Below are 20,933 nucleotides of genomic sequence, written 5' to 3'. Positions count from 1 at the left end.
AAAAAGAACCCGCTGAATAAAAATCAACGGGTTCTTTTTATCGGTTTCCAATAAATAAAAGCCATATGATATTGATACGTATATTCATATGTGTCATTTATTTTCTTTACATGCTGTAAAATAATCTTCTCAGTTTCTAATTTGTCAACATCTTTCGAAAGCAGCTTTGTCGAGTTCTTCTTGATGAGATCTTCGTACGTCTCATACGTTACCGTTTTGGTTATAGGAACCAGCTTACAATCTGCATAAATACCCAGTTCATATAAAATATTTAGTAAGTCAATATATTCCTTACGGCGCCATTTAATCTCGTACCCAAGTTTTCTATGTAACTCTACGTAATGAGGCTTTTCTGGACCCGCTGACATGCCAATAACCGCCAAACGATTAGCCGAATCATTCATATTTAAGAGACCATCGACAATGTTATGCATACGATAAAAGCAGTTTATTCCTACTACCACGTCATAGTTATCTGTTAGACGCTCATACTCCCATTTACCTTCTATGAACTTTAGATTAGAGCGGGCATTTGATTGTTTTTGTAAGTAGCGGATGATGCTTGGCGAACAATCCATACACGTAAGTTCTTTTACATAATCCGCAATTGAAAACGTATAATTTCCCCAGCCAGGGCCAATTTCCATGACAGAGTCACTTGGATTCAAAAAAGCAAGAAGTTCTTGCTGAAGCTGTTTCACTACAGGATCATTTTCTGAATCAAAAGACATTTTTTCTAGATATTGCTGCCAAAATTCATCTTCCGCTTTGTCATTTATCATCCGTTCCGATATTGAACCGTCCCATTCTTTCAGCCCTTCCTGCCACTTTTTCACACGATCACTTTCATACACCGCAAATTTTGTAAGCTGCATGCATTCACATTCCCCTCTTTTACACGTAAACCTATACTAACATAAAGAAAAAGAGAGTTCCTTTTTAAACTGGAACTCTCTTTTTCTATTAGTTAAATTAGGCTGCGGCCTCTTCCTCTGTGTGATGCTTCTCTTTTCTGGCATTGATATAAAACATTATCAATGAAAGAGTGATGAAGATTGCTGCAAAGATTCCAAGTACGCCAGCCTGATGCCATACATAGCCGAAATCATCACCAATTGAAATAATTTCACGGAAACCGCGAATTGCATAGGTCATAGGCAAGTATGGATTGATTGCCTGGAAGAATTCCGGCACAAGTGCTTTAGGGAATGTACCTGCACTGCCGCCAATTTGAAGCAGCAGAATAATAAAGGCTAAATACTGCCCTACTTTTCCTAACCCTGTTGTTAAGAACAAGATCAGTGTAAAGAACGTTACACCTGTAATCATGGTAAAGATATAGAAGTGCCAAATGCTTGTTACGTTTAAATGCAAGCCCCAAAGAAGAGCTGTAACAGCAATCGCTGCTTGCAGCATACCTACAATAGTGATGACACTAAACTTACTTAAGAACCACGAAATACCTGATGTCGGTCGAATTGATGGCTCTTTCATTGGGTATACTGCTGAAAACATTAATGTTCCCGCAAACAAGCCAATACATAAGATGTATGGAGCTAATCCGACACCGTACTTATCTACGTTATTTTGTTTATCTGATTTTAAATCCGTTGGATTTGAAAACATGCTGTATGTTTTATCATCTGCTTTAACATCTTTTGCATCTTTTGCACCGTCCGCTAAAGATGAATGAAGCTCGCTTGTTCCATCTGATAATTTAGATGAACCGTCATATAGTTTGGATGAACCATTTGTTAACTCTTTAGAACCATTTGCTAATTTGGTTGCCCCGTTTTCTAGCTGCGTTAAACCATTTGCTAGCGCTGCGCTTCCTTGTTCAGATTTTTTAAGTCCATCCACAAGTTGCTGCTGTCCGTCAGCAAGCTTTCCAGCTCCTGTATGAGCGTCAGCTATACCGCTGTTTAGCTCTGCAAATTTGCTGTTGAACTGCTTTTCACCGTCTGCTAGTTTAACAGCCCCGTTATATAATTGAGTTTGAGCATTATATAATTTTGTTTGGCCATTGTACAGCTGACTTTGTCCATCAGCAATTTTATTAATAGCGCTTTGAATATCTTCTCCGCCTTTAGACAGCTTTTGCAGCGCCGCAGATAACTCTTGCACTTTATCTACTTTTGCTTTTAGCTGCTCTGCTTTTTGCTGCTGTTCGTCCATAAACTGCTGAGACGTCAGCTTTTTAATTCCTGCAATCAGCGTTTGTTTTTGCTCATCGGGAATAGATTCGTTGCTGTTAATGCTGTCAATGAGAGCTTGCTGCTGCTGTTCAAACTCCGCTTTTTTTGAGTCTACCTGCTGTTTAATCTGCGTAATTTCCTGCTCTGCTTGATTAATTTGCTGCGTAACATTGCTCACTTCAGCATCTACTTGATTTAAGCCGCTTGTAAACTGAGGTAATTTCCCTTGAAGTGTCTTTGTTCCTTCATTTAGTTGCTGTGTCGCACCTTGAAGTTTTGCAGTTCCGTCTTGTAGTTGTCCTAATCCATTGCTAAGCTTTCCTGCACCTGTTTCAAGTTCTTTAGAAGCCGCGTACAGCTGCCCGCTTCCATTCTCTAGCTTCCCTAAACCGCTGTTTAGGCTGCCTAAGTTTTCATTAATTGTGTCCGCACCGTTTAGTAGCTTAGCTGCACCGGCATTTAGATCAGTTGCTCCTTTTCGTGCATCTGCTAATCCATTTGCCAATTTAGCTGTACCGTCTTCAAACGTAACCGTGCTGTCTGCTAGTTTCTTCATGTTATCTCGCAGCGTTTTCGAGCCATCTTCTAGCTCTCCTGCACCGTCACTTGCTTTTTGAAGACCGTCCGCTACTTGCTTAAAGCTGTCAAATACCGTTTCAGCATACTGCTTTGTGACTGCTTCTTTAATCTGATCATTGATTTTAGCTACTGCATTTGAGCTAATTTGAGCGCCTGAATAGTTCTTTCCGGCATTTGTATGGTAGATAAATTTCATTTTTTTAGGATTCTCATCCATTAATGTTGTTGCATTTTTAGAGAAATTCTTTGGAATTTCTAAAACTAGATAGTAGTCTTCGTTCTTTAAGCCTTCTAACGCTTTTTCTTTGTTCGTAAATTTCCAGTCAAATTTATCGTTTTTCTTTAAATCATCAACAAAATCACGACCGACATTCAATTTCTTTCCATCTAATGTAGCACCTTTATCTTCATTTACCACTGCAACTGGAATTTGATCTGTTTTTCCATATGGATCCCAGTAAGCAGATAAAAAGATGACATTATAAAGTAATGGAACAAATAACAATCCACAAATCACAACAATAGTCATTGGTTTGGAAAAGATTTTTTTCCATTCTCCTTTAATCATATTCATGTTTTTTAGCCTCCAATAATCCTTACTTCCGCCTGACTGTTTGACCGAAAAACATTTTCGGTCATGAAGTTCTGATTAATGTTACCATATTCACAAGAATAAGGTCAATCGTTATTCTGTAATTAAAAGCTGATTTTAGCAGAAAGTTTAAAATCAGCTTTTTAAGATAACGTTCACACTAAATATCAGGCTTAAATCATGAGTTTCATTCGCATCGTTCTTAATAAATGCCCGTCAAATTCATCATCAAATTCATCCACAAGCTGGAAACCTTTTGATTGATAAAATGCACGGCCTATTCCGTTTTCCCTTTCTACGTTAATGTAAACGATTTTTAATTCCTTCGAGCGCTTCATTCCTTTTTCTAACAATTGCGAACCGATTCCTTTTCCTTGATAAGCAGGCAGTATATAGATAGATCCTAGTTCTATTTCCCCTCTGTTTTGTAGTCGGAAAAAGTTAGCGTATCCTACGATTTTCTCATCAATAGTTGCTACATAAATGAACGAATTACGCAAGCGCCACAGCAGCCTTTTATTGGAGTATGCTTCTGAAAGAAACCGATTCTGAACGCTTCTAGGAATAATTCCTTCATATGTGTCATACCAACTCATCTTTGCGACGTATTGAACAGACGTAATATCTTCTTTTCTCATTTTGCGAATGATTACCTCCACTCACATCCCTCCTGACAATTTACTGCTAAAATCGTACATAATTTCACCTGAAAAATATAGTTATAAATATATATTTTTAATTGTAACGCTCTAGAAGCATTGATTGATTTTAGAACCTTATGTATAATCGAGATAGATACAAATTGAAAATGATTATCATTAACAGGAGTGCTGAATGATGAATTTAACTACCGTGAGTATTGGCGACAAAGTAAAAGTTAAAAACATTGAATTTTTAGATAGATCATTAGAACGCCGCCTTCTTTCTTTTGGAGTAAAAAAAGGCTGCGAACTATGCATGAAGCAAAAAACCATCTTAGGAGGACCTTGTATTATTGAATGTCAAGGTCAAATGATTAGCATCCGAAAACGCGATGCGGCCAAAATTGAGGTTGAGACAGCATGAGTACAATTGCACTTTTAGGAAATCCAAACACAGGAAAAACTTCTTTATTCAATATATTAACAGATTCCTATGAATACGTAGGAAACTGGAGCGGTGTAACCGTTGAAAAGAAAGTTGGATCTATTAAAAAGCAAAACAGCCAGCTGGTTGATTTGCCGGGTGTGTATGACTTTACTCCTCTTTCTTCAGATGAAGCAGTGGTAACTAACTTTTTGTTAACCGGAGAATTTAACAGTATGCTGAATATTGTAGACGCTTCTCAGTTTGAAAGAAGCATGCATCTCACTATTCAAGCATTGGAATATGGAAAGCCATTAGTAATCGGCTTAAATATGATTGATGTAGCGGAAAAACGCGGATTGACTTTTAATTTGGAGAAGCTTAGCAAATCATTACATATTCCGGTTTCAGCGATTATTGCCCGCAATGGAAAAGGAATTAATGAGCTTCTCACCACTTTGAAGCAAGATTTAAAAGCCCCTTCATTTCAATTAAATTATGGGGAAACCGCTGAACAAGCAATTCATATGATTCAAACAAAAGCGGACGTCAGCAGATGGATTGCCATTCAATTCTTAGCGGAAAATAGCGTAATCGAATCAACATTAAAAGAAAAAACGAGTTACTCAGAGCTGCTTGAGCTTCGAAAAGCCGCTGCACAAAAAATAAACAAGCCGCTTAGTGAGCATTTCTTCGACGTGCGTACAGCATTTATTGAACGCATTTCGAGCGAGTGTATCATAAAGGGCAGCGAAACACCTTTAACTTTCACGGATCGAATCGATCGAATTGTGACGCATAAGTGGCTTGGTCTCCCTATTTTTCTTGGCTTAATGTATTTGATTTTTAATATTACGTTTACGTGGATTGGCGTTCCGCTTTCTGATAAACTGGACGGCTTCTTTGGCGGAACGCTTAGTGAAGGCGCTGATTCTCTTTTAAATGCAGCTGGTGCTGCTCCATTTATTCACGATTTAATTGTGGATGGCATTATTGCAGGAGTAGGCGGCGTACTAGTATTTGTACCACAAATTTTTGTCCTGTTCTTTTTCATTTCACTGCTTGAAGATTCAGGATACATGGCTAGAATCGCTGTAGTAATGGATCGTATAATGGAATTTTTCGGTTTGAACGGAAAAGCATTTATTCCGATGATTATTAGCTTTGGATGTAACGTACCGGGGATTATGGCCGCGCGTACAATTGAACAGCGAAAAGAGCGCCTTATGACCATTTTAGTCAATCCATTTATGAGCTGCTCAGCACGTCTTCCTGTATACGCTTTGTTTGTAGGTGCTTTTTTTGTGCAAAACGGAGCAGCTGTGGTGTTTTCTATGTACTTGCTTGGCATTATTTTAGCACTTGTTGTAACGAAAATTTTATCAGTAACGCTTCTTAAAGACGAACAATCAACTTTTATTGTTGAACTTCCTCCTTACCGCGTACCTCAAGCCAAGACTCTTTGGAGAAGCACGTGGGAAAAAGGCCGAAATTTCGTCCGAAAAGCAGGTACGGTTATTTTAGCTGGCTCTGTATTTATCTGGCTATCATCTTACGCTGGCCCTGGCGGTTTTGGAGTAGATATGGAAAATAGCTTTATGGCTATTATTGGAGGTGCTATCGCTCCTCTATTTATCCCTTTAGGTTTTGCGACATGGCAAGCTGTAGCATCACTGATTACAGGCTTCCTAGCGAAAGAAGTGGTTGTTTCAACTATGAGCATCATTTATAAAGTACAAGAAGGACAGCTTGGCGACACAATGAAGACATTCTTTACACCGCTAACAGCCTATACGTTTATGGTGTTTGTTCTTCTTTATGTTCCGTGTCTAGCAACCGTCGCTGTTATTCGACGAGAAACCGGCTCATTAAAATGGACAGCATTTGCTGTGGCCTACCCTTTGGTTGTCGCTTATCTCGTAGCTTTGCTTGTACACACTATTGGAAAAGTACTTGGTTTTTCTTAAAAGGAGTGAATAACATTGATTATTAACATTTTAATTGGGGTTTTGATTTTTGGGTATGCCCTTTATCATATGACAAAATTCTTCCGCAAGAGTACTCAGGGAAAATGTGCAAGCTGCGCACAGCAATCTTCTTGTGCAACGGATGATTGCGGTATTGACTGGGATAAAACGATTCAAGAGGCTCAAAATCAATCATCTTAATACATTAAAAAAGCATCCTGATAGACGGGATGCTTTTTTAATGTTACGCAACTAGTTTTAAAATGAGATGAGAAAGGACTTCCTTTTCCTCTTCACTGCTGACTTTCCATAACTCATGAAGGACTTTTTCTTCTCGGTTTCGAGGCTCCTCATTTTTGGCTAAATAGCTAGCCACTTTTTTTGTAGCAGCTGCTAATTGTTCCTCATTTAACCCGAGCTTTTTACCGACATGAACTTTTTGAGTTAAATAATCAGTAAACGTATCAAAATTCTGCAAAATTGCTTCTTTTTTCTCCGTCCCTAAATTATCTACCGTTTCTTCAATTTTATTCATGTCTTTTGTAGTTCCTTCATTCATTTGACTCACAGTTAACATCTCCTTCTTAGTGAATAGACTGATATGTTCTTTCACGCTCAGATTCTGTTTTTTCGTCCGGCGTCATCTTTTCCTTACTTATTTCAGAAGTTGCATCTTTCACTTTTTCACCAATTTGCTGTAAATCACTTTTAGCATCTTCTACCGTTGATTTTGCATCATGCGTAACGCTTTTCACATCTTCTGCTTGCTTAAAGAAATCTTCATTTACACGCTCGTACAAATGTTTGGCATCATTAATTGCATCTTTTAAAAGATTCGATGCATTTTTCATTTGCTGCACCATTTTTTCTTTTGTTTCTTGAGGGTTCTCTTTTACTTGATTAATCATGTTTGCAGAAGAGTCCTTTAATGTAACGGCTCTTCTTTTAACAGATGAGCGAGTTTTATTATCAAGTAATGTTATACATCCACCTACAACTGCCCCGACAACAACACCTTTTACTAGCTTGCTGCTGTAGCTTTTCCCCGTGGTGCTAACAGCAGCAGTGCTATTAGCTGTCTGTGGATTGTTATTAATTCCTACATCGTTGTTGATGCCTGCGCTGTTGCTTAAAGCAGGGTTTTGTAATTCAGATCGGTTTCTTTCCATTTTTACTGCCTCCTTTAGCATCGTTATTGAGTGATTTCCCATCTTTTTTTATATTTAAACAATTGAATTCGTTAAAAATAAAAAACATGACTAAAGGCCACCTTTTATATCTCACTAGTCAAGAATAACTATATAGTAAAAAAAGCTAAATTTTTTAATGGAAAGATACAAGCCGGATTTTTGTAAAAGGATTGTCAGCACCGGTATAATAAGAAGTACTGTAAAAGAAATTTTATACTATTGGTCATAGGGGTGAAACAATTGAGCCAGCTTAATAAGGAATTTAACTGTGAAAAAGAATTAACGCTTGCTATTATCGGCGGAAAATGGAAGATGCTGATACTATGGCACTTAGGACGTGAAGGAACAAAACGGTTCGGGGAACTAAAATCGCTTATTCCTGATATTACGCCGCGCATGCTGGTTAACCAGCTGCGGGAACTGGAAGAAGATCTAATTGTTAACCGTAAAGTTTATCCTGTCGTACCACCTAAAGTCGAATACTCACTTACAAAAGAAGGAGAAAGTTTAATGCCTATTTTAACAGCCATGTACGATTGGGGTAAAAATTACCGTGATACAGTGCTGGTCAATCAAGAACAAAAGGCAGAAACGTTAATTAAATGATGGAAACGAATCCTTCTATTCCATAGTTTTTATTTTTTTATGCGGATGATATTACTCAATATCATCCGCATTTTTAATGAAAATTAAGCGGTTACAAGACTGATATGTCCATTAGTATACTTCTGTATACTATCATTCCCCACACTATTTGTGGGAAAAGTGCGTACTTTTAAGAACCTCAAACTGCGGGTACAATAACTACACCAGCTGCTTTTTATGTAAAAAGGCACAAAAGGTATCTATAGATTTCTGTAAGGAGTGGAGTAGAATGGAATTACAATTAGCATTAGATCTTGTTAATATTTCTCAAGCAAAAGAGGTAGTAAAAGAAGTTGAAGAACATATTGATATCGTGGAAATCGGTACACCTGTTGTAATCAATGAAGGGCTTCGCGCCGTTAAAGAAATTAAAGAAGCATTTCCTAATTTAAAAGTATTAGCTGACCTAAAAATCATGGATGCAGCTGGTTATGAAGTACAGCAAGCTTCTCAAGCTGGAGCAGACATCATTACCATCTTAGGTGTGGCTGAAGATATGTCAATTAAAGGTGCAGTTGAAGAAGCGAAAAAACAAGGTAAAAAAATTCTAGTCGATATGATTGGTGTAAAAGATATTAAAGGACGCGCAAAAGAGCTAGACGAATTTGGCGTTGACTATATCTGCGTACACACAGGATACGATCTTCAAGCAGTTGGTCAAAACTCTTTTGAAGATTTAGTAACAATCAAAAGCGTTGTAAAAAATGCAAAAACAGCCGTTGCTGGCGGCATTAAATTAGAATCTTTACCTGAAGTAGTAAAAGCACAGCCTGATCTTGTTATCGTTGGCGGAGGCATCACGAGCCAAGATGATAAAAAATCAGTTGCTTCTCAAATGAAAGAGCTTATTACAAATTAAGGAGCTTTCTATGCAGACGAGCGAACATTTAAAAACGGTTATGAATGAGCTTTTACAAACAACAGCTCTAATCGCTGACGATGAAGCTGAACAGCTTGTAAATGGCATCATCTCATCTAAAAAAGTGTTTGTCACAGGAGCAGGCCGTTCAGGTCTTATGGGCAAGTCGTTTGCTATGCGTATGATGCATATGGGCATTGATGCTTATGTCATTGGAGAAACCGTGACGTCCACTTTCACGCAGGATGATTTATTAATCATCGGATCAGGTTCTGGCGAAACGAAGAGCTTGATTCCTATTGCTCAAAAAGCAAAAGAACTTGGAGGAAAAGTTGGAGTAGTCACGATTTCCCCCGATTCCACGCTTGGCAAGCTGGCTGACTTCATCGTGAAGCTGCCCGGCGCTCCGAAGGACCAAGAACAAAGCAGTTATCAAACCGTACAGCCTATGGCGTCACTGTTTGAACAAACGCTTCTTCTTTTTTACGATGCGCTGATTCTTCGCTTCATGGAGAAGAAAGAACTTGATACTCATACGATGTACGGAAAGCATGCAAATTTAGAGTAGAAAAAGGTCTTGCCTAGGCAAGACCTTTTTTGTTTTGGAACTTTCTATATAACCAAATATTCACTTATCAGATAACTAAATGTACTTTATCATTATTTATTTTTTCAAAAGCCCTATTCGAATTTTGCTACATCTCCATAAAACGGCTGCTCTGCAACTTTAATCGAGTCTGTTGGACACCCTTCGTACGCTTCCATCATCTCATCTTGCTGATGTTCAGGAACTTCTTTTGTTCCTTCGTTGTTATCTAATACGGCATAAGCAAGACCTTCTGAATCATAATCATAAAGATCTGGCGCACTCCCTCCACATGCTCCGCAAGCAATACATGTTTCCTTCTCTACTATCGTAAAAGCCATAAAAAACCTCCTTGACCTTTTCACTTTCTCTTTCAGAAAGTTACGTTCAGTATAAGGAGGTTTTTTTAAATTCGTCTTAAATTATTTACTGAGATTCCCCAATATTCTCAAACATCTCATCTACATTTGGCTTTTTCTTAATTAACCCTGACTCTTTTAACCAGTTAACATTTGATTGCCATGATTCTTTCGTTTGACTGCCGAATCCTTGTTCAGACTTCATTTTTGGAAGTAAGATATTCAAACTTTTTGTTTCCACATCTTTTTCAAGCGGGAAGTTTGATTTATCTTGATTATCTAACAAAATTTGAAGTGATTCTTTTGGATGTTTCTCCGTGTATTCATACCCTTTTGTCGCGGCACGCCAAAACGCTTTAATCGTATCAGAATCTTTTGCCCACGTTTGATCCCCTGTAACGGCCACTAGCTCGTAATAAGATGGCACGCCGTAATCTGACGGATCAATGTCAACCGTTTTGTATCCTTTTTTGTGAAGCAATGGTACTTCGTGGTTAATATACGCACCTATTACAGCATCTACTTTTTTGCTAATCAGCGATGAATTTAACTCAAACCCTACGTCTACTAGTTTTACTTTATTCGGATCTCCTCCATCGCTTTTCACCATTTTCTTTAGAACAGATTCACTTAATGGTGTTCCGCTGTATCCTACTACTTTTCCTTCTAAATCTTTAGGACGCTTAATACCGCTATCTTTCAATGCCACAACCCGGTTTAGCGGAGATCTTACAATCGCTCCTACCGACTTTACCGGCACATCTTCATTTGCTCGTGCCATTGCTACATCAGGCTGATAGTAAAGGCCAAGCGTGACTTTCCCTGCAGCTGCTAAATTAAGCGAGTCTGTTGGATTAGCAGGAAATTGTACTTTTACATTCAGCCCTTCTTTTTTGAAATATCCTTTTTCTTGTGCAGCGTAAATGAAGCTGTGCACTGCATTTGGATACCAATCAAGCATAATTGTAACGTCTTTTAATTTTTTACTGTCACCAGCTTTATTTCCCTTGTCCTGACCGCAAGCAGCGAGCATCAAAACAAGCAGCAGGCTTAAGCTAATCGCAAACCATTTTTTCATTCTGTTTTCCTCCACTTTAATGAACGTTTTTCGAAACCTACTACAATAATAAAAAATAAAATACCGAGCGCGGATAAAATCACAATTGGTGCAAATACACCAGCTGCATCAAACTGTGTCATCATGCGACGACTGAAATATCCTAAGCCTGCTTGCGCACCCAACCATTCCCCAATGGCAGCACCTATTATACTAAAGGTAACCGCTACTTTGAGTCCCGAATAAAAATGAGGCAGTGCAGAAGGAATGTTCAACTTAAAGAAAATATCTTTTTTTGTTGCTCCCATCGTTAACATGAGTTCTTTTAACTCTTTGTTTGTAGAACGAAGCCCGTCAAATGTGCTAACGGTAATGGGAAAAAACGTAATTAATACGGTCACAATCACTTTGCTCCAAATGGAGTAGCCAAACCACAGCACAAATACAGGAGCAATGGCAATGGTCGGAATCATTTGTGACGCAATAATAAGCGGATAAAAAGCACGCTCAATAAGCGGACTCCAATTCATCCACACAGCCAGCAGAACCCCTAGCACAACGGATATTACAAGCCCAATTACGACAATAGATAACGTAGCTGGTAAATGCTTAAACAATAAATCCATTCGCAGCTCCCAAAGCTTCGTTAAAATACCGCTGGGCGTTGGTAAAATAAACGGATAGTTTACAATGCGTGCTCCAATTTCCCAAGCAGCCAGCAAAATGACTACTAAAATCACTGAAGCCCCGTACTTTTTCATGTGTTCACCTTCGATCTTAGCTGTTCAATTAAATAATCTTTCACATCAAGCACTCGCTGTTGATTCAGATCTTTTTGCGTTCGAGGTCTGCTAAGCGGCACTTGAATTTCTTCAAGACAACTTACTGGCTTGTCTGAAAAGATAAAAATGCGATCTGATAAAAAAAGCGCTTCATTGACGTCATGAGTGATAAATAAGATGCTATGCTTACGCTTTTGCCATTGGTCAAGCAGCCATTCCTGCATCGATAAACGTGTGATTGCATCAAGTGCACTAAAAGGCTCATCTAAAAGCAGCACGTTAGAACCGCTTAATACCGTCCGAAGAAAAGAAACGCGCTGCTTCATCCCTCCGGATAAATCACTTGGAAAACGGTTTTCATACCCTTTTAGGCCAAACTCTTCAAGCAGCTGAGACACTTGCTTATGAGCACTTGCTTTTGATACATTGTGAAGCTCAAGAGGCAGTGCTGCATTGTCTAGAATCGTACGCCACGGAAGCAGCAAATCTTGCTGCGGCATATAGCCTACTTTTCCTAGTCGCTTTTCATAAGACTTTCCGTTAATCACGATATCGCCTTCACTCTGCTGTTCAAGACCTGTAATGAGACGAAACAACGTACTTTTCCCAGAGCCGCTCGCTCCAACGATACTGACAAACTCGCCTTCTTTCACGTCTAAGTTTAATGATTTTAAAATCGCTTGATCACCGTTCTTGTACGTAAAACTGACGTTTTGAAAAGATAACACAGACCTATTCATGAATTGGCCACATCGCTTCGTTATAAGCCATATCCCAGAACATATACTCAAAACGCGTCGTATTCAAGAAAATTTCTTCAAGCTTTTCTAATTCCACTTCTGATTTATCTTCAGTAAGTGAGTCAAATAAATTGATACACCATGTCGCCAGTTCTCCAAATTCTTCTGAGCTGTACATTTCAATCCACTCACGGTAAAACTCATTGTTAGCTCCAGGCTTTTCACTAAGTTCTTTTCCTATTTCCCAGTAGCTCCACATACAAGGCAAAAGAGCGGCTACTAATTCAGCTAATGTTCCACTTTGACCAACGTGCAGCATATAGTGCGTGTATGCAAGCGTTGTAGGAGATGGCTGCGCTTTTTCTAATTCTTTTTCGCTGATTTCAAATTTCTTGGCATACTCACGGTGCAGACTCATTTCTTCGTTTAATGTAGAATCTAAAAGGGCTGCAAATTTCCCCATCGTTTGAAGATCGGTAGCTTTCATGGCTCCAATCGCAAATAATTTGGCATAATCAATTAGGTAAAGGTAATCTTGAATCATGTAGAAGCGAAACTTCTCCTTTTCAAGCGTTCCATCTCCCATCCCCTGTACGAAGGGATGATTATGATTTTGACGCCAAATAGGCTGCAGCTTTTCGTATAATCGTTCACTAAATTTCATGATGATCACTCCTTATGCGTATGCAGCCACGTATAAATGAACTGCACTATCACTTTTGTATATTGAACAAGCTGATTAATATCTAATTGTTCGTTCACAGCATGTGCATTTGCTAAATTTCCCGGACCGTAAATAGCGGCGGGAATTCCCGCATCAGCTAGCCATCCCCCGTCTGTTACGCTAGTTGACACATCAATTGGAGGCTTTTTCCCTTCCATTTGTTCATGAGTATTTGCAAGCAGCTGCACTCCTGCATGATTTTCATCAATTTCTAATGACGGAAAGATTTCTCCTCTGTCTTCAATCATTGATGTGCCTCCCCATTCAAAGGTTGGCAGATTATCTTTTAACCATGGATCTGCTTTTGCAATAGCTATAATATATTCTTCCACTTCTTTTGATACTTGGTCGTACGATTCATTAGGATAATAGTGAACGGTGATCCACAGCCTGCATTCATCTGCAATAAAAGCAGCATGTCTTCCGCCTTCGATTACTGCTGGATTAATCGTATTTGTCCCTGGCAAAAATCCTGGATAGCTCTTTGTAACAGCCCAGTGACGCTCCAATTCTTGTAGCCCTCCGATCACTTTTGCCATCTTTTCAATAGCGCTTGCGGCTAACAGCCCTCCTCCAGCATGAATCATACTTCGGCGTGTACCGTCATGATAGGTTTTACTGCTTTTTATCGTAATCCATCCCGTGATCACTCCGCCTTGACCTTGAATATGTAAATCACTTGTATCGACTACAAGCGCAAAATCAGCTGTATACCCTTTCTGACAGCATTGCAGCGTACCTGCCTCTCCTACTTCTTCTCCTACAACGGATTCAAAAATCAAGTCTCCTGGCAGCTCGATTCCTGCTTCTGTTAAAAGCTGCACAGCAAATAATGCTCCCGCCAAACCGCCTTTCATATCAGCAACTCCGCGTCCAATTATCATATTGTCTTTCACAACAGCTTCAAACGGATTGGTTTCCCAATTTTCATTTTCTTGTACCTCAGCAACATCCATATGGCCGTTAATAATCAAGCTTTGATAGTCAGCCGATTTTTGTCCTTTTAACGTTCCCACTACGATAGGGTCGTTAGAATATAAGTCCCACATATCAATGGAAAAACCGCAGTTTTTAAGAAAATCCGCTACGTACAGCTGCGCTTCATGAGAATTTCGTGCAGGAGGCGCTGGCGTTTTATACGAAACAAGCGTTGTTAATAACTGGATTAACTCTCCTTTGCGCTCCTCTACCTGTTTGACAAGCAAATCAATTGTTTCTTTCATGTATGACACCTTCCTTTACGCATAAAAAAACACTTCTTTCGCAGGAAAGAAGTGTTTTTGTTTATGTACACAAAATTATTATAACGAGTTCGTAAGGAAATCCCATACAAAACATCCATTACAATACCTCTTTCCTACGCTAGTATTACCTAGTTCAGGTTATAAGGGTTAAGACTTATCGTCTCTCTCAGCTTCGAAAGCACCCCTAGTGGTGTTGTATCTCTATGAAATTAATCTATTATCATATGTTTACCTGTAATAGTTTTATCATAGTAAAGCGTTTTATTCAATAGAAAGGTTCATGACATGGTAATGAAAATAGTTTCCTTTTTAGTAGTAAAAGAAAAAGCACACACCTTTTTCATGCAGTGTGTGCTCTTTGTTTTTGTGACATTACTAGTTAGCTATTGGCTTCTTTAAAAATACGCCATAACTAATAGCACCAATTAAAAGCAGTCCTGCTCCTAACAGGAAAACCGCCGTAAAAGTTCCCGTTGCATCTAATATAAACCCTGTTACGATAGGAGCCATTGCCGCTCCTAGAAATCCACCGAAGTTCTGAATAGCGCCGAGTGAAGCAACTTGTTCCTTTGGTGCAATATCCGCCGCTAGAGTCCAAATGACGCCTGATGGCAGCTGTGACGCGAAGTAGCCAATCGACAATAAGACAATACTTAAGGCTGCATTATCAATAAAAGGAACGGGTGCTACCGATGCTGCGGCTAAGATTGCCCCGCCTACAATTGGTATTTTTCTTGCCGTTACTGCATTAATTCCTTTTCGAATAAATCTATCTGAAATTACACCACCAAGCAACACTCCTATGATTCCTGCTAGAAACGGAATAGCAGCAATCCAGCCCGTTTGTTTTAGGCTAAAACCGCGCTCTGTTTCTAAGTAGCTAGGAAGCCAAGTTAAATAAACCCATATCGTAAACATAATTCCGAAATTCCCGATAATCATAAACCATGTGCTTTTATATTTAAACAGCTGTGACCATTTTGCTTGTGAGGTATGACTGATTTTTATTTCTTCTTTAGGGACAGCTTTCACTTTATTGGCAACATAATCCGGATCTCGGTATATCTTTAGCCAAACAAACATCACAATAAAGCCTGCTGCTCCTATAACAACAAACATTCCTCTCCAACTCATTGTTAAAAGCAGTACCGTTAGAAGTGGCGGAGCAATCGCATTAGCAATTTGAGACCCTGTATTAATAATCGAAGTAGGAAGGCCGCGCTCTTCTTTTTTAAACCATCTTTCCGTCACTTTAATTCCTGAAGTAAAAAAAGGAGACTCCGATACACCAAGAAGCATTCTCATGGCATAAAGAGCAGAATACGTGTTAGTAAATGCACTTGCTACCGTTGCCACAGACCATAGGCCTGATGCCCATGCAAACATTTTTTTCGGCCCGTATTTGTCAACCAGCCAGCCTGCTGGTAGATTTGCTAAGGCATATGGCCAGAGAAAAGCTGAAAGCAAAAGACCCATTTGTGTAGAAGACAGCCCAAACTCTTTGGCAATCGTGGTATTAGCGATGCTTAAATTAGAGCGGTCTAAATAGTTAACAACTGCTCCAATTAGCAATACAATAATAAGCCACCAGCGTATATTCGTCTTTTTTACATCTTGCTTTACAGGACCTAAATCTTTGTTAACGCTTTCATTTAATTTAGATGTAACCGCCATAGAATATCCCTCCATAACCTTAATCGTTATAGTGAATGAGCTGTTTGCTTATTATCAAACAGCCCTGTTCACTAGAAATGCATGAGTTTATTCAGAACATGAACCAATTATTAAACACTGCTCTTTGGACGAATGCTATTTAGTTTATCATCTAATTCTTTGACTTCTTCTTCTGTTAAATCTATTTGAGGAGATCTCATGCCACCAACATCAATGCCTCTCAATTTTAATGCTTCTTTAAAATAAGACATGTTGCTTCCGTTTAAAAGAGCTTCACAATATTGAATAGCAACTTTTTGCATCTTTCTCGCTTTTTCTAAATCATTCGCTTTAAAGGCATTATAAGTCTCTACAAAAGGCTCGGGATAAACACCCGATACACCGGAGACAACTCCTTCACATCCCATAGCCAGAGCTGCTAAAAATAAACGATCGGTTCCGGGAAGAACAGAAAAGTTTCCATCGTTAATATTTAAATAATCATTTACGCGTAAATAGTCAGGGTAGCTATATTTAATACCAATTACATTCTTGCATGAATCTGCCACTTTTTGAGCTACCTCTGCCGTTAAATCATTGCTTGAACACTGAGGAATATTATATAAATATACGGGAAAATCATTCGGGACACTGTTTGCTACTTTTATAAAATACGTTTCTAGTTCGTTATCGTTTGCTCCAAAGAACATAGGCGTAACTACTCCGATACCGTCGGCGCCAATTTCATAGGCATGTTTTGCAAGCTCAATTGTATCTTCTTCATTCATAGCTCCTACATGTATGAATACGGTTACACGATTAGCCGCTTGTTTCACTACTGTTTCTGCAACTTGCTTTCTTTCTTTGACAGATAGACGAAGCATCTCGCCCGTTGTACCAAGCGGATACAAGCAGTGCACTCCTTTTGAAATTAAAAACTCTGTTAAATTTACTACTTTCTCTAAATCTACTTCACCCGTTTTGGTAAACGGTGTAACCATTGCTGTTGTAACTCCGTATAAATGTTTCATTTCCTTCTCCCCTTTGTTAGTAGTGAATTACTCTATATTTAGTAAAACGTTTTAGTACAACGTTTTACTAATAAAAAAATAAAAAGCTTGCTCTTATATTTTTCTAAATCGGTCTCTTTTTAAAGAGACCTCATGAATGGCATTGCTTTTTATTTGATTCTCGTTGTATTACGATGAATAATTTCCAAATCAAATATCTGTTGGTCCACATCCCCATATGGATCAGAAATTGTTTTAACTAAAAGCTCTCCTGCACAATAGGCCATTTTTTCTACCGGCAAATTGACAGTCGAAAGTTTTGGGTTAGTAAATTTAGAGAACTCTTGGTTATCAAATCCCATCACTTCACAATCAGCTGGCACAGAGATGCCGTAGTCATTAAGAGCAGAAAGAGCTCCTAATGCAACATGATCACTCAAACAAATCACAGCGGTTGGAACTTTTCCTTGTTCAATAAGCTGTTTGATGCTGTCATACCCACCTTGTTCTGTATATGAACAGTAATGGTGACAATACGTAACATCAGTCTGTTCAATTCTATCTGTTACGCCTTTTACTCCTGCTTCTAAAGCCTGTGAAGACACGTCTGGAACTAAAATACTGATATGTTGATGATTATTACGAATAAAATGATCTGCTACCGCTTGGCCCGCTTCATAATTTTTGGATTGTATAACAGAGTATATAGATGATACACGATTAAATAAAACAATCGGAACACCAGGTTTAGATCGGTGAATATAAGCCTCATCAGCTGCCGTTGTATTCGCAATAATCGCTCCGTTAAAATATGAAGATGTTTGAAGACCTTTTACAGAGGAAATACCTTCTTCATTTTGAAACGTTTCGACTAATAATTTAATAGTAGGGCCGCTTTTTAATGAAGCTATGTAGTTTTGAATACCTGTAAGAATGCGTCCCACTAACGATACGCGCGTATCAATTGGCCAAATAAGAGCAATTGTTAGCTGCGCTGATTTGTCTTGTCCCCGCAAGTTACGCGCAGACATATTGGGGATATAGCCTAATTTTTTTGAAGCTGCAATTACACGCAGTTTAGTAGCTTCAGAAATTCTGCTTGCTCCCGGTTTGTTGTTTAAAATGAGGGAGGCAGTCGTAATTGAAACATCTGCTGCTTTTGCAATATCTTTAATTGTAACCAGATGACCATCTCCATTTTTAGTTTAACGTTTTACTAAACTCAGTATAACGCTTTCATTTTAGTTTGACAATTCTTTTTTCTTCCGCTTAAATAAAAAAATGGATTCGATGATGAATCCATTTTTCCTTTTAGACATTGATAAGCTTAAGCTTTTGTCCCGGTCTCACTAATGAAAGCAGCTCATGATCTTCTTCTATTACATACCCAATCACATTCACATTAGCATTTGCAGGCAAATTCCTTTTAGCTATTTGAACCTCTCCTCTGTAACGTCCGTAGCCATCATTGTCCATTGTAATTGCTCCGATTCCGCGCTCGACTGTATGATATGGCGGCACTGGTTCTACAGATCGTGTATCCACCAAACGCAGAACGTCTCTTGATATATCCGGACGCACGCTGTACGTTCCCTGTATATGAGGTGAACGAATGCGTAGCGGAATAATGCGGTTTTCTTGATATTGAACTAAACGTTTTAATAAACTTGAACTGGCGTATGGATCTCCAATATAAACCTCCGTTACTCCGCATCCGTATAAATCTACTGCAGAGGTAAAAGGACATTTATTACGGTCTTTTTCTCTAGTAGGAAGACCTTGATAAATAGGACCTCTTTTTTCGCCTTCTCCAGGAATATAAGCACACACTGGAACACGAAGTTCATTGAATAAATCTGTCTGCTGTTGAAAAAACGTTTCTTCAAGCCCTGTTTCAGGCCGCGGATAAAAATTATGCCAAGCAAGCAGCTGATGATGATGAAGGCCTGCAGATAACAGCGCTTCTATTTCTAGTTTTGACACTGTACTTGCATTAAGGGCAATATAAAACTCATCCGCAAGTAAAATCGTTTCTTCTACGCTAAAGCCATCGTCTAGTCTAATACCAGATACGCCAAGTGAAGATAGAGTCATAAGGCTTTCGATACCTAAATGAACCGGTGTATGCTTAGATACATCTGCATACACGCTTATTCCACAATCTCTAGCCACATGAAGCAATTCTTTTGCCCGTTCAGCCAAATCTCCTTTTTCCTCTGGAATGTGAAGTGAAGTGAATGCGCGTGTAACGCCGCATTCACTCGCTTCTACTAATCTTTGTTTGGCATCTCTATCGTTCAAATAAAACGAAATGCCAATCATTCAAACTCCCTCGCCATTTCATCGTTAAATCCAAAGAAATAGGTACAAATAAAGCCTGCTGCGTAAGCAATAACTAATCCAAGTAAATAAAGAAGAATTTGATGCGCATGAACTAAAAACGTAAGCGGCAAACCCGATACTCCCACTGCTACAGTTGCAATATGGAAGTGCGCCTGAAACGCTCCACCGATTCCAGCTCCAAGACAAGCGGTTAAAAATGGACGCCCTAAAGGAAGTGTGACTCCAAAAATAAGCGGCTCTCCGATTCCGAGCAGCCCTGAAGGAAGTGCGCCTCCAATTGCTCGCTTTAAGCGTTTTTTCTTTGTTTTGATATAAATAGCAAAAGCTGCACCAACCTGACCGGCTCCGCCCATTGCTAGTATAGGAAGAAGCGGATCATCTCCAATCGAATTAATAAGCTCTAAATGGACCGGAGTAAGACCTTGATGCAGTCCTGTAATAACGAGCGGCAAAAACGTTGCCCCTAAAACAAAGCCTGCTACAACTCCTCCAACCTCTAAAACTCCTAAAAGACCTTTTGTGATTCCATCTGAAATGAAGCCGCCGATTGGCATGAATACCACATACGTAATAATTCCTGTAATTAACACCGTAACGGTTGGTGTAATAATAATATCCAGTGACTGTGGGACAAATTTACGTACTCGTTTTTCTAACACGGCCATAAAGATTGCTGCAAGCAGCACTCCTATTAAGCCCCCACGCCCCGGCAAAAGTGCTTCACCAAAAAGTTTAATATCAGCTACGGCAGGATTAATGACTAAAATGCCCGCTAAGCCTCCTAGAGCTGGCGAACCACCAAATTCTTTTGCTGCATTAATACCTACTAAAATACCCAGATAGGCAAATAAACCGCTTCCGATAACGGTTAAAAGAATAGCAATCTGTGAATCTGCCGGAAGCCACTTCGCCTGCACAGCTGCTTTTGTCACTCCGGTAATAAGTCCAGATGCTACAAGAGCAGGTATCAACGGAATAAAAATACTTGCAATTCGGCGAAGCAACAGCTTAAACGGAGTTGCATTTTTTTCTTTCAGCTCCGATTTCCGCTGTGCTGCACGATTTTCTAAGTTAATACCGCCGGATTCATCAATTAACTTTCCAAATTCTTCTGTTACTTTGTTCACTTTTCCAGGACCAATAATGATTTGCAGCGTTTCTTCTTCCACTAATCCGAGCACGCCTTCAAGCTTTCGTATATCTGCCTTTTTTACAATTGAATCATCTTTTACAGTCACGCGCAGCCGCGTCATACAATGCGTATACGCTTCAATATTTGATGCTCCCCCAAGCATCTCCAAAATAACCTTTGCTAATTGATGATTATCTAAAGACATGTTAAT

At 39.1% G+C, this 20,933-nt stretch carries 22 protein-coding genes, 1 pseudogene and 1 riboswitch; of the genes and pseudogenes, 6 read left to right on the top strand and 17 right to left on the bottom strand.

Annotated features, from left to right (window positions below; all coding sequences use genetic code 11):
- Positions 1 to 23 precede the first annotated feature (23 nt).
- From LJY09_RS04585 to LJY09_RS04575, 3 genes are all read right to left on the bottom strand, one after another.
- Entirely contained in the window at positions 24 to 875 is an 852-nt protein-coding gene (locus LJY09_RS04585; protein WP_028412163.1) for a class I SAM-dependent methyltransferase, read from the bottom strand.
- Positions 876 to 972: 97 nt separating this feature from the next.
- Positions 973 to 3,348 (bottom strand): YhgE/Pip domain-containing protein, encoded by a 2,376-nt coding sequence (locus LJY09_RS04580; protein WP_098113720.1) that lies wholly within the window; start codon positions 3,346 to 3,348, stop codon positions 973 to 975.
- Positions 3,349 to 3,539: 191 nt separating this feature from the next.
- Positions 3,540 to 4,025 (bottom strand): GNAT family N-acetyltransferase, encoded by a 486-nt coding sequence (locus LJY09_RS04575; protein WP_013081920.1) that lies wholly within the window; start codon positions 4,023 to 4,025, stop codon positions 3,540 to 3,542.
- A 175-nt stretch (positions 4,026 to 4,200) separates the two neighbouring features.
- Between LJY09_RS04575 and LJY09_RS04570 the strand changes: the two genes are divergently transcribed.
- Genes LJY09_RS04570 through LJY09_RS04560 form a run of 3 tightly spaced genes read left to right on the top strand, consistent with a single transcriptional unit; the run spans position 4,201 to position 6,599 of the window.
- Positions 4,201 to 4,431, top strand: coding sequence for a FeoA family protein (locus LJY09_RS04570; RefSeq protein WP_013055605.1), 231 nt, complete (start codon positions 4,201 to 4,203; stop codon positions 4,429 to 4,431).
- The gene (gene feoB, locus LJY09_RS04565; protein WP_228307500.1) at positions 4,428 to 6,398 is read left to right on the top strand and encodes a ferrous iron transport protein B; all 1,971 of its coding nucleotides are present in this window, start codon (positions 4,428 to 4,430) and stop codon (positions 6,396 to 6,398) included. Before LJY09_RS04570 ends, feoB begins: the two co-directional genes overlap by 4 nt.
- Positions 6,399 to 6,413: 15 nt before the next feature.
- Positions 6,414 to 6,599, top strand: a complete 186-nt coding sequence (locus LJY09_RS04560) for a FeoB-associated Cys-rich membrane protein (protein ID WP_013081918.1) — start codon at positions 6,414 to 6,416, stop codon at positions 6,597 to 6,599.
- A gap of 43 nt (positions 6,600 to 6,642) precedes the next feature.
- Here the strand turns inward: LJY09_RS04560 and LJY09_RS04555 are convergent, their stop codons facing one another.
- Positions 6,643 to 6,966 (bottom strand): DUF3243 domain-containing protein, encoded by a 324-nt coding sequence (locus LJY09_RS04555; RefSeq protein ID WP_013081917.1) that lies wholly within the window; start codon positions 6,964 to 6,966, stop codon positions 6,643 to 6,645.
- 16 nt (positions 6,967 to 6,982) lie between these two features.
- The gene (locus LJY09_RS04550) at positions 6,983 to 7,567 is read right to left on the bottom strand and encodes a hypothetical protein (protein ID WP_228307499.1); all 585 of its coding nucleotides are present in this window, start codon (positions 7,565 to 7,567) and stop codon (positions 6,983 to 6,985) included.
- Positions 7,568 to 7,828: 261 nt separating this feature from the next.
- On the opposite strand from LJY09_RS04550, the gene LJY09_RS04545 reads away from it, so the two are divergent.
- The 3 genes from LJY09_RS04545 to hxlB all read left to right on the top strand — a co-directional run bounded on the left by LJY09_RS04545 (position 7,829) and on the right by hxlB (position 9,660).
- Entirely contained in the window at positions 7,829 to 8,194 is a 366-nt protein-coding gene (locus LJY09_RS04545) for a transcriptional activator HxlR (RefSeq protein ID WP_028412158.1), read from the top strand.
- A 268-nt stretch (positions 8,195 to 8,462) separates the two neighbouring features.
- Positions 8,463 to 9,092 carry a 3-hexulose-6-phosphate synthase gene (hxlA, locus tag LJY09_RS04540; protein WP_013055599.1) on the top strand — a complete coding sequence of 210 codons (630 nt, stop codon included), beginning with the start codon at positions 8,463 to 8,465 and terminating at the stop codon, positions 9,090 to 9,092.
- A 10-nt stretch (positions 9,093 to 9,102) separates the two neighbouring features.
- On the top strand, positions 9,103 to 9,660 hold the full coding sequence (hxlB, locus tag LJY09_RS04535; RefSeq protein WP_013055598.1) for a 6-phospho-3-hexuloisomerase: 558 nt from the start codon (positions 9,103 to 9,105) through the stop codon (positions 9,658 to 9,660).
- Between the two features lie 113 nt (positions 9,661 to 9,773).
- Here hxlB and LJY09_RS04530 read toward each other — a convergent pair whose 3' ends face one another.
- The 12 genes and pseudogenes from LJY09_RS04530 to LJY09_RS04480 all read right to left on the bottom strand — a co-directional run bounded on the left by LJY09_RS04530 (position 9,774) and on the right by LJY09_RS04480 (position 20,927).
- Complete coding sequence (locus LJY09_RS04530; protein WP_228307498.1) at positions 9,774 to 10,019, bottom strand: ferredoxin; 246 nt, start codon at positions 10,017 to 10,019, stop codon at positions 9,774 to 9,776.
- 85 nt (positions 10,020 to 10,104) lie between these two features.
- Positions 10,105 to 11,115, bottom strand: coding sequence for an ABC transporter substrate-binding protein (locus LJY09_RS04525; protein WP_228307497.1), 1,011 nt, complete (start codon positions 11,113 to 11,115; stop codon positions 10,105 to 10,107).
- On the bottom strand, positions 11,112 to 11,855 hold the full coding sequence (locus tag LJY09_RS04520; RefSeq protein WP_028412155.1) for an ABC transporter permease: 744 nt from the start codon (positions 11,853 to 11,855) through the stop codon (positions 11,112 to 11,114). Before LJY09_RS04520 ends, LJY09_RS04525 begins: the two co-directional genes overlap by 4 nt.
- The gene (locus LJY09_RS04515; RefSeq protein ID WP_028412154.1) at positions 11,852 to 12,616 is read right to left on the bottom strand and encodes an ABC transporter ATP-binding protein; all 765 of its coding nucleotides are present in this window, start codon (positions 12,614 to 12,616) and stop codon (positions 11,852 to 11,854) included. The genes LJY09_RS04520 and LJY09_RS04515 overlap by 4 nt, the downstream gene beginning before the upstream one ends.
- Positions 12,609 to 13,280, bottom strand: a complete 672-nt coding sequence (gene tenA / locus LJY09_RS04510) for a thiaminase II (RefSeq protein ID WP_028412153.1) — start codon at positions 13,278 to 13,280, stop codon at positions 12,609 to 12,611. Before tenA ends, LJY09_RS04515 begins: the two co-directional genes overlap by 8 nt.
- A gap of 5 nt (positions 13,281 to 13,285) precedes the next feature.
- Positions 13,286 to 14,563: an acetylornithine deacetylase gene (locus LJY09_RS04505; RefSeq protein WP_028412152.1), complete on the bottom strand. Its 1,278-nt coding sequence runs from the start codon at positions 14,561 to 14,563 to the stop codon at positions 13,286 to 13,288.
- A gap of 114 nt (positions 14,564 to 14,677) precedes the next feature.
- Positions 14,678 to 14,780, bottom strand: a riboswitch (TPP riboswitch).
- Positions 14,781 to 14,959: 179 nt separating this feature from the next.
- Positions 14,960 to 16,258: an MFS transporter gene (locus LJY09_RS04500; protein ID WP_028412151.1), complete on the bottom strand. Its 1,299-nt coding sequence runs from the start codon at positions 16,256 to 16,258 to the stop codon at positions 14,960 to 14,962.
- Positions 16,259 to 16,368: 110 nt separating this feature from the next.
- Positions 16,369 to 17,268: a dihydrodipicolinate synthase family protein gene (locus tag LJY09_RS04495; protein WP_028412150.1), complete on the bottom strand. Its 900-nt coding sequence runs from the start codon at positions 17,266 to 17,268 to the stop codon at positions 16,369 to 16,371.
- Positions 17,269 to 17,417: 149 nt separating this feature from the next.
- Positions 17,418 to 18,278 carry a LacI family DNA-binding transcriptional regulator gene (locus LJY09_RS04490; protein ID WP_028412149.1) on the bottom strand — a complete coding sequence of 287 codons (861 nt, stop codon included), beginning with the start codon at positions 18,276 to 18,278 and terminating at the stop codon, positions 17,418 to 17,420.
- A gap of 12 nt (positions 18,279 to 18,290) precedes the next feature.
- Positions 18,291 to 18,413: pseudogene (locus LJY09_RS27810) on the bottom strand (LacI family DNA-binding transcriptional regulator); the annotation flags it as partial.
- Between the two features lie 145 nt (positions 18,414 to 18,558).
- Positions 18,559 to 19,569, bottom strand: a complete 1,011-nt coding sequence (locus tag LJY09_RS04485) for a MupG family TIM beta-alpha barrel fold protein (protein ID WP_028412148.1) — start codon at positions 19,567 to 19,569, stop codon at positions 18,559 to 18,561.
- Entirely contained in the window at positions 19,566 to 20,927 is a 1,362-nt protein-coding gene (locus LJY09_RS04480; protein WP_028412147.1) for a PTS transporter subunit EIIC, read from the bottom strand. The genes LJY09_RS04485 and LJY09_RS04480 overlap by 4 nt, the downstream gene beginning before the upstream one ends.
- Positions 20,928 to 20,933: the final 6 nt, after the last annotated feature.

The organism is Priestia sp. J2 (assembly GCF_020790095.1).
Lineage (GTDB): Bacteria > Bacillota > Bacilli > Bacillales > Bacillaceae_H > Priestia > Priestia zanthoxyli.
The sequence above is the reverse complement of the archived record's forward strand: the minus strand, read 5'-3'. Positions and strand labels throughout refer to the sequence as shown.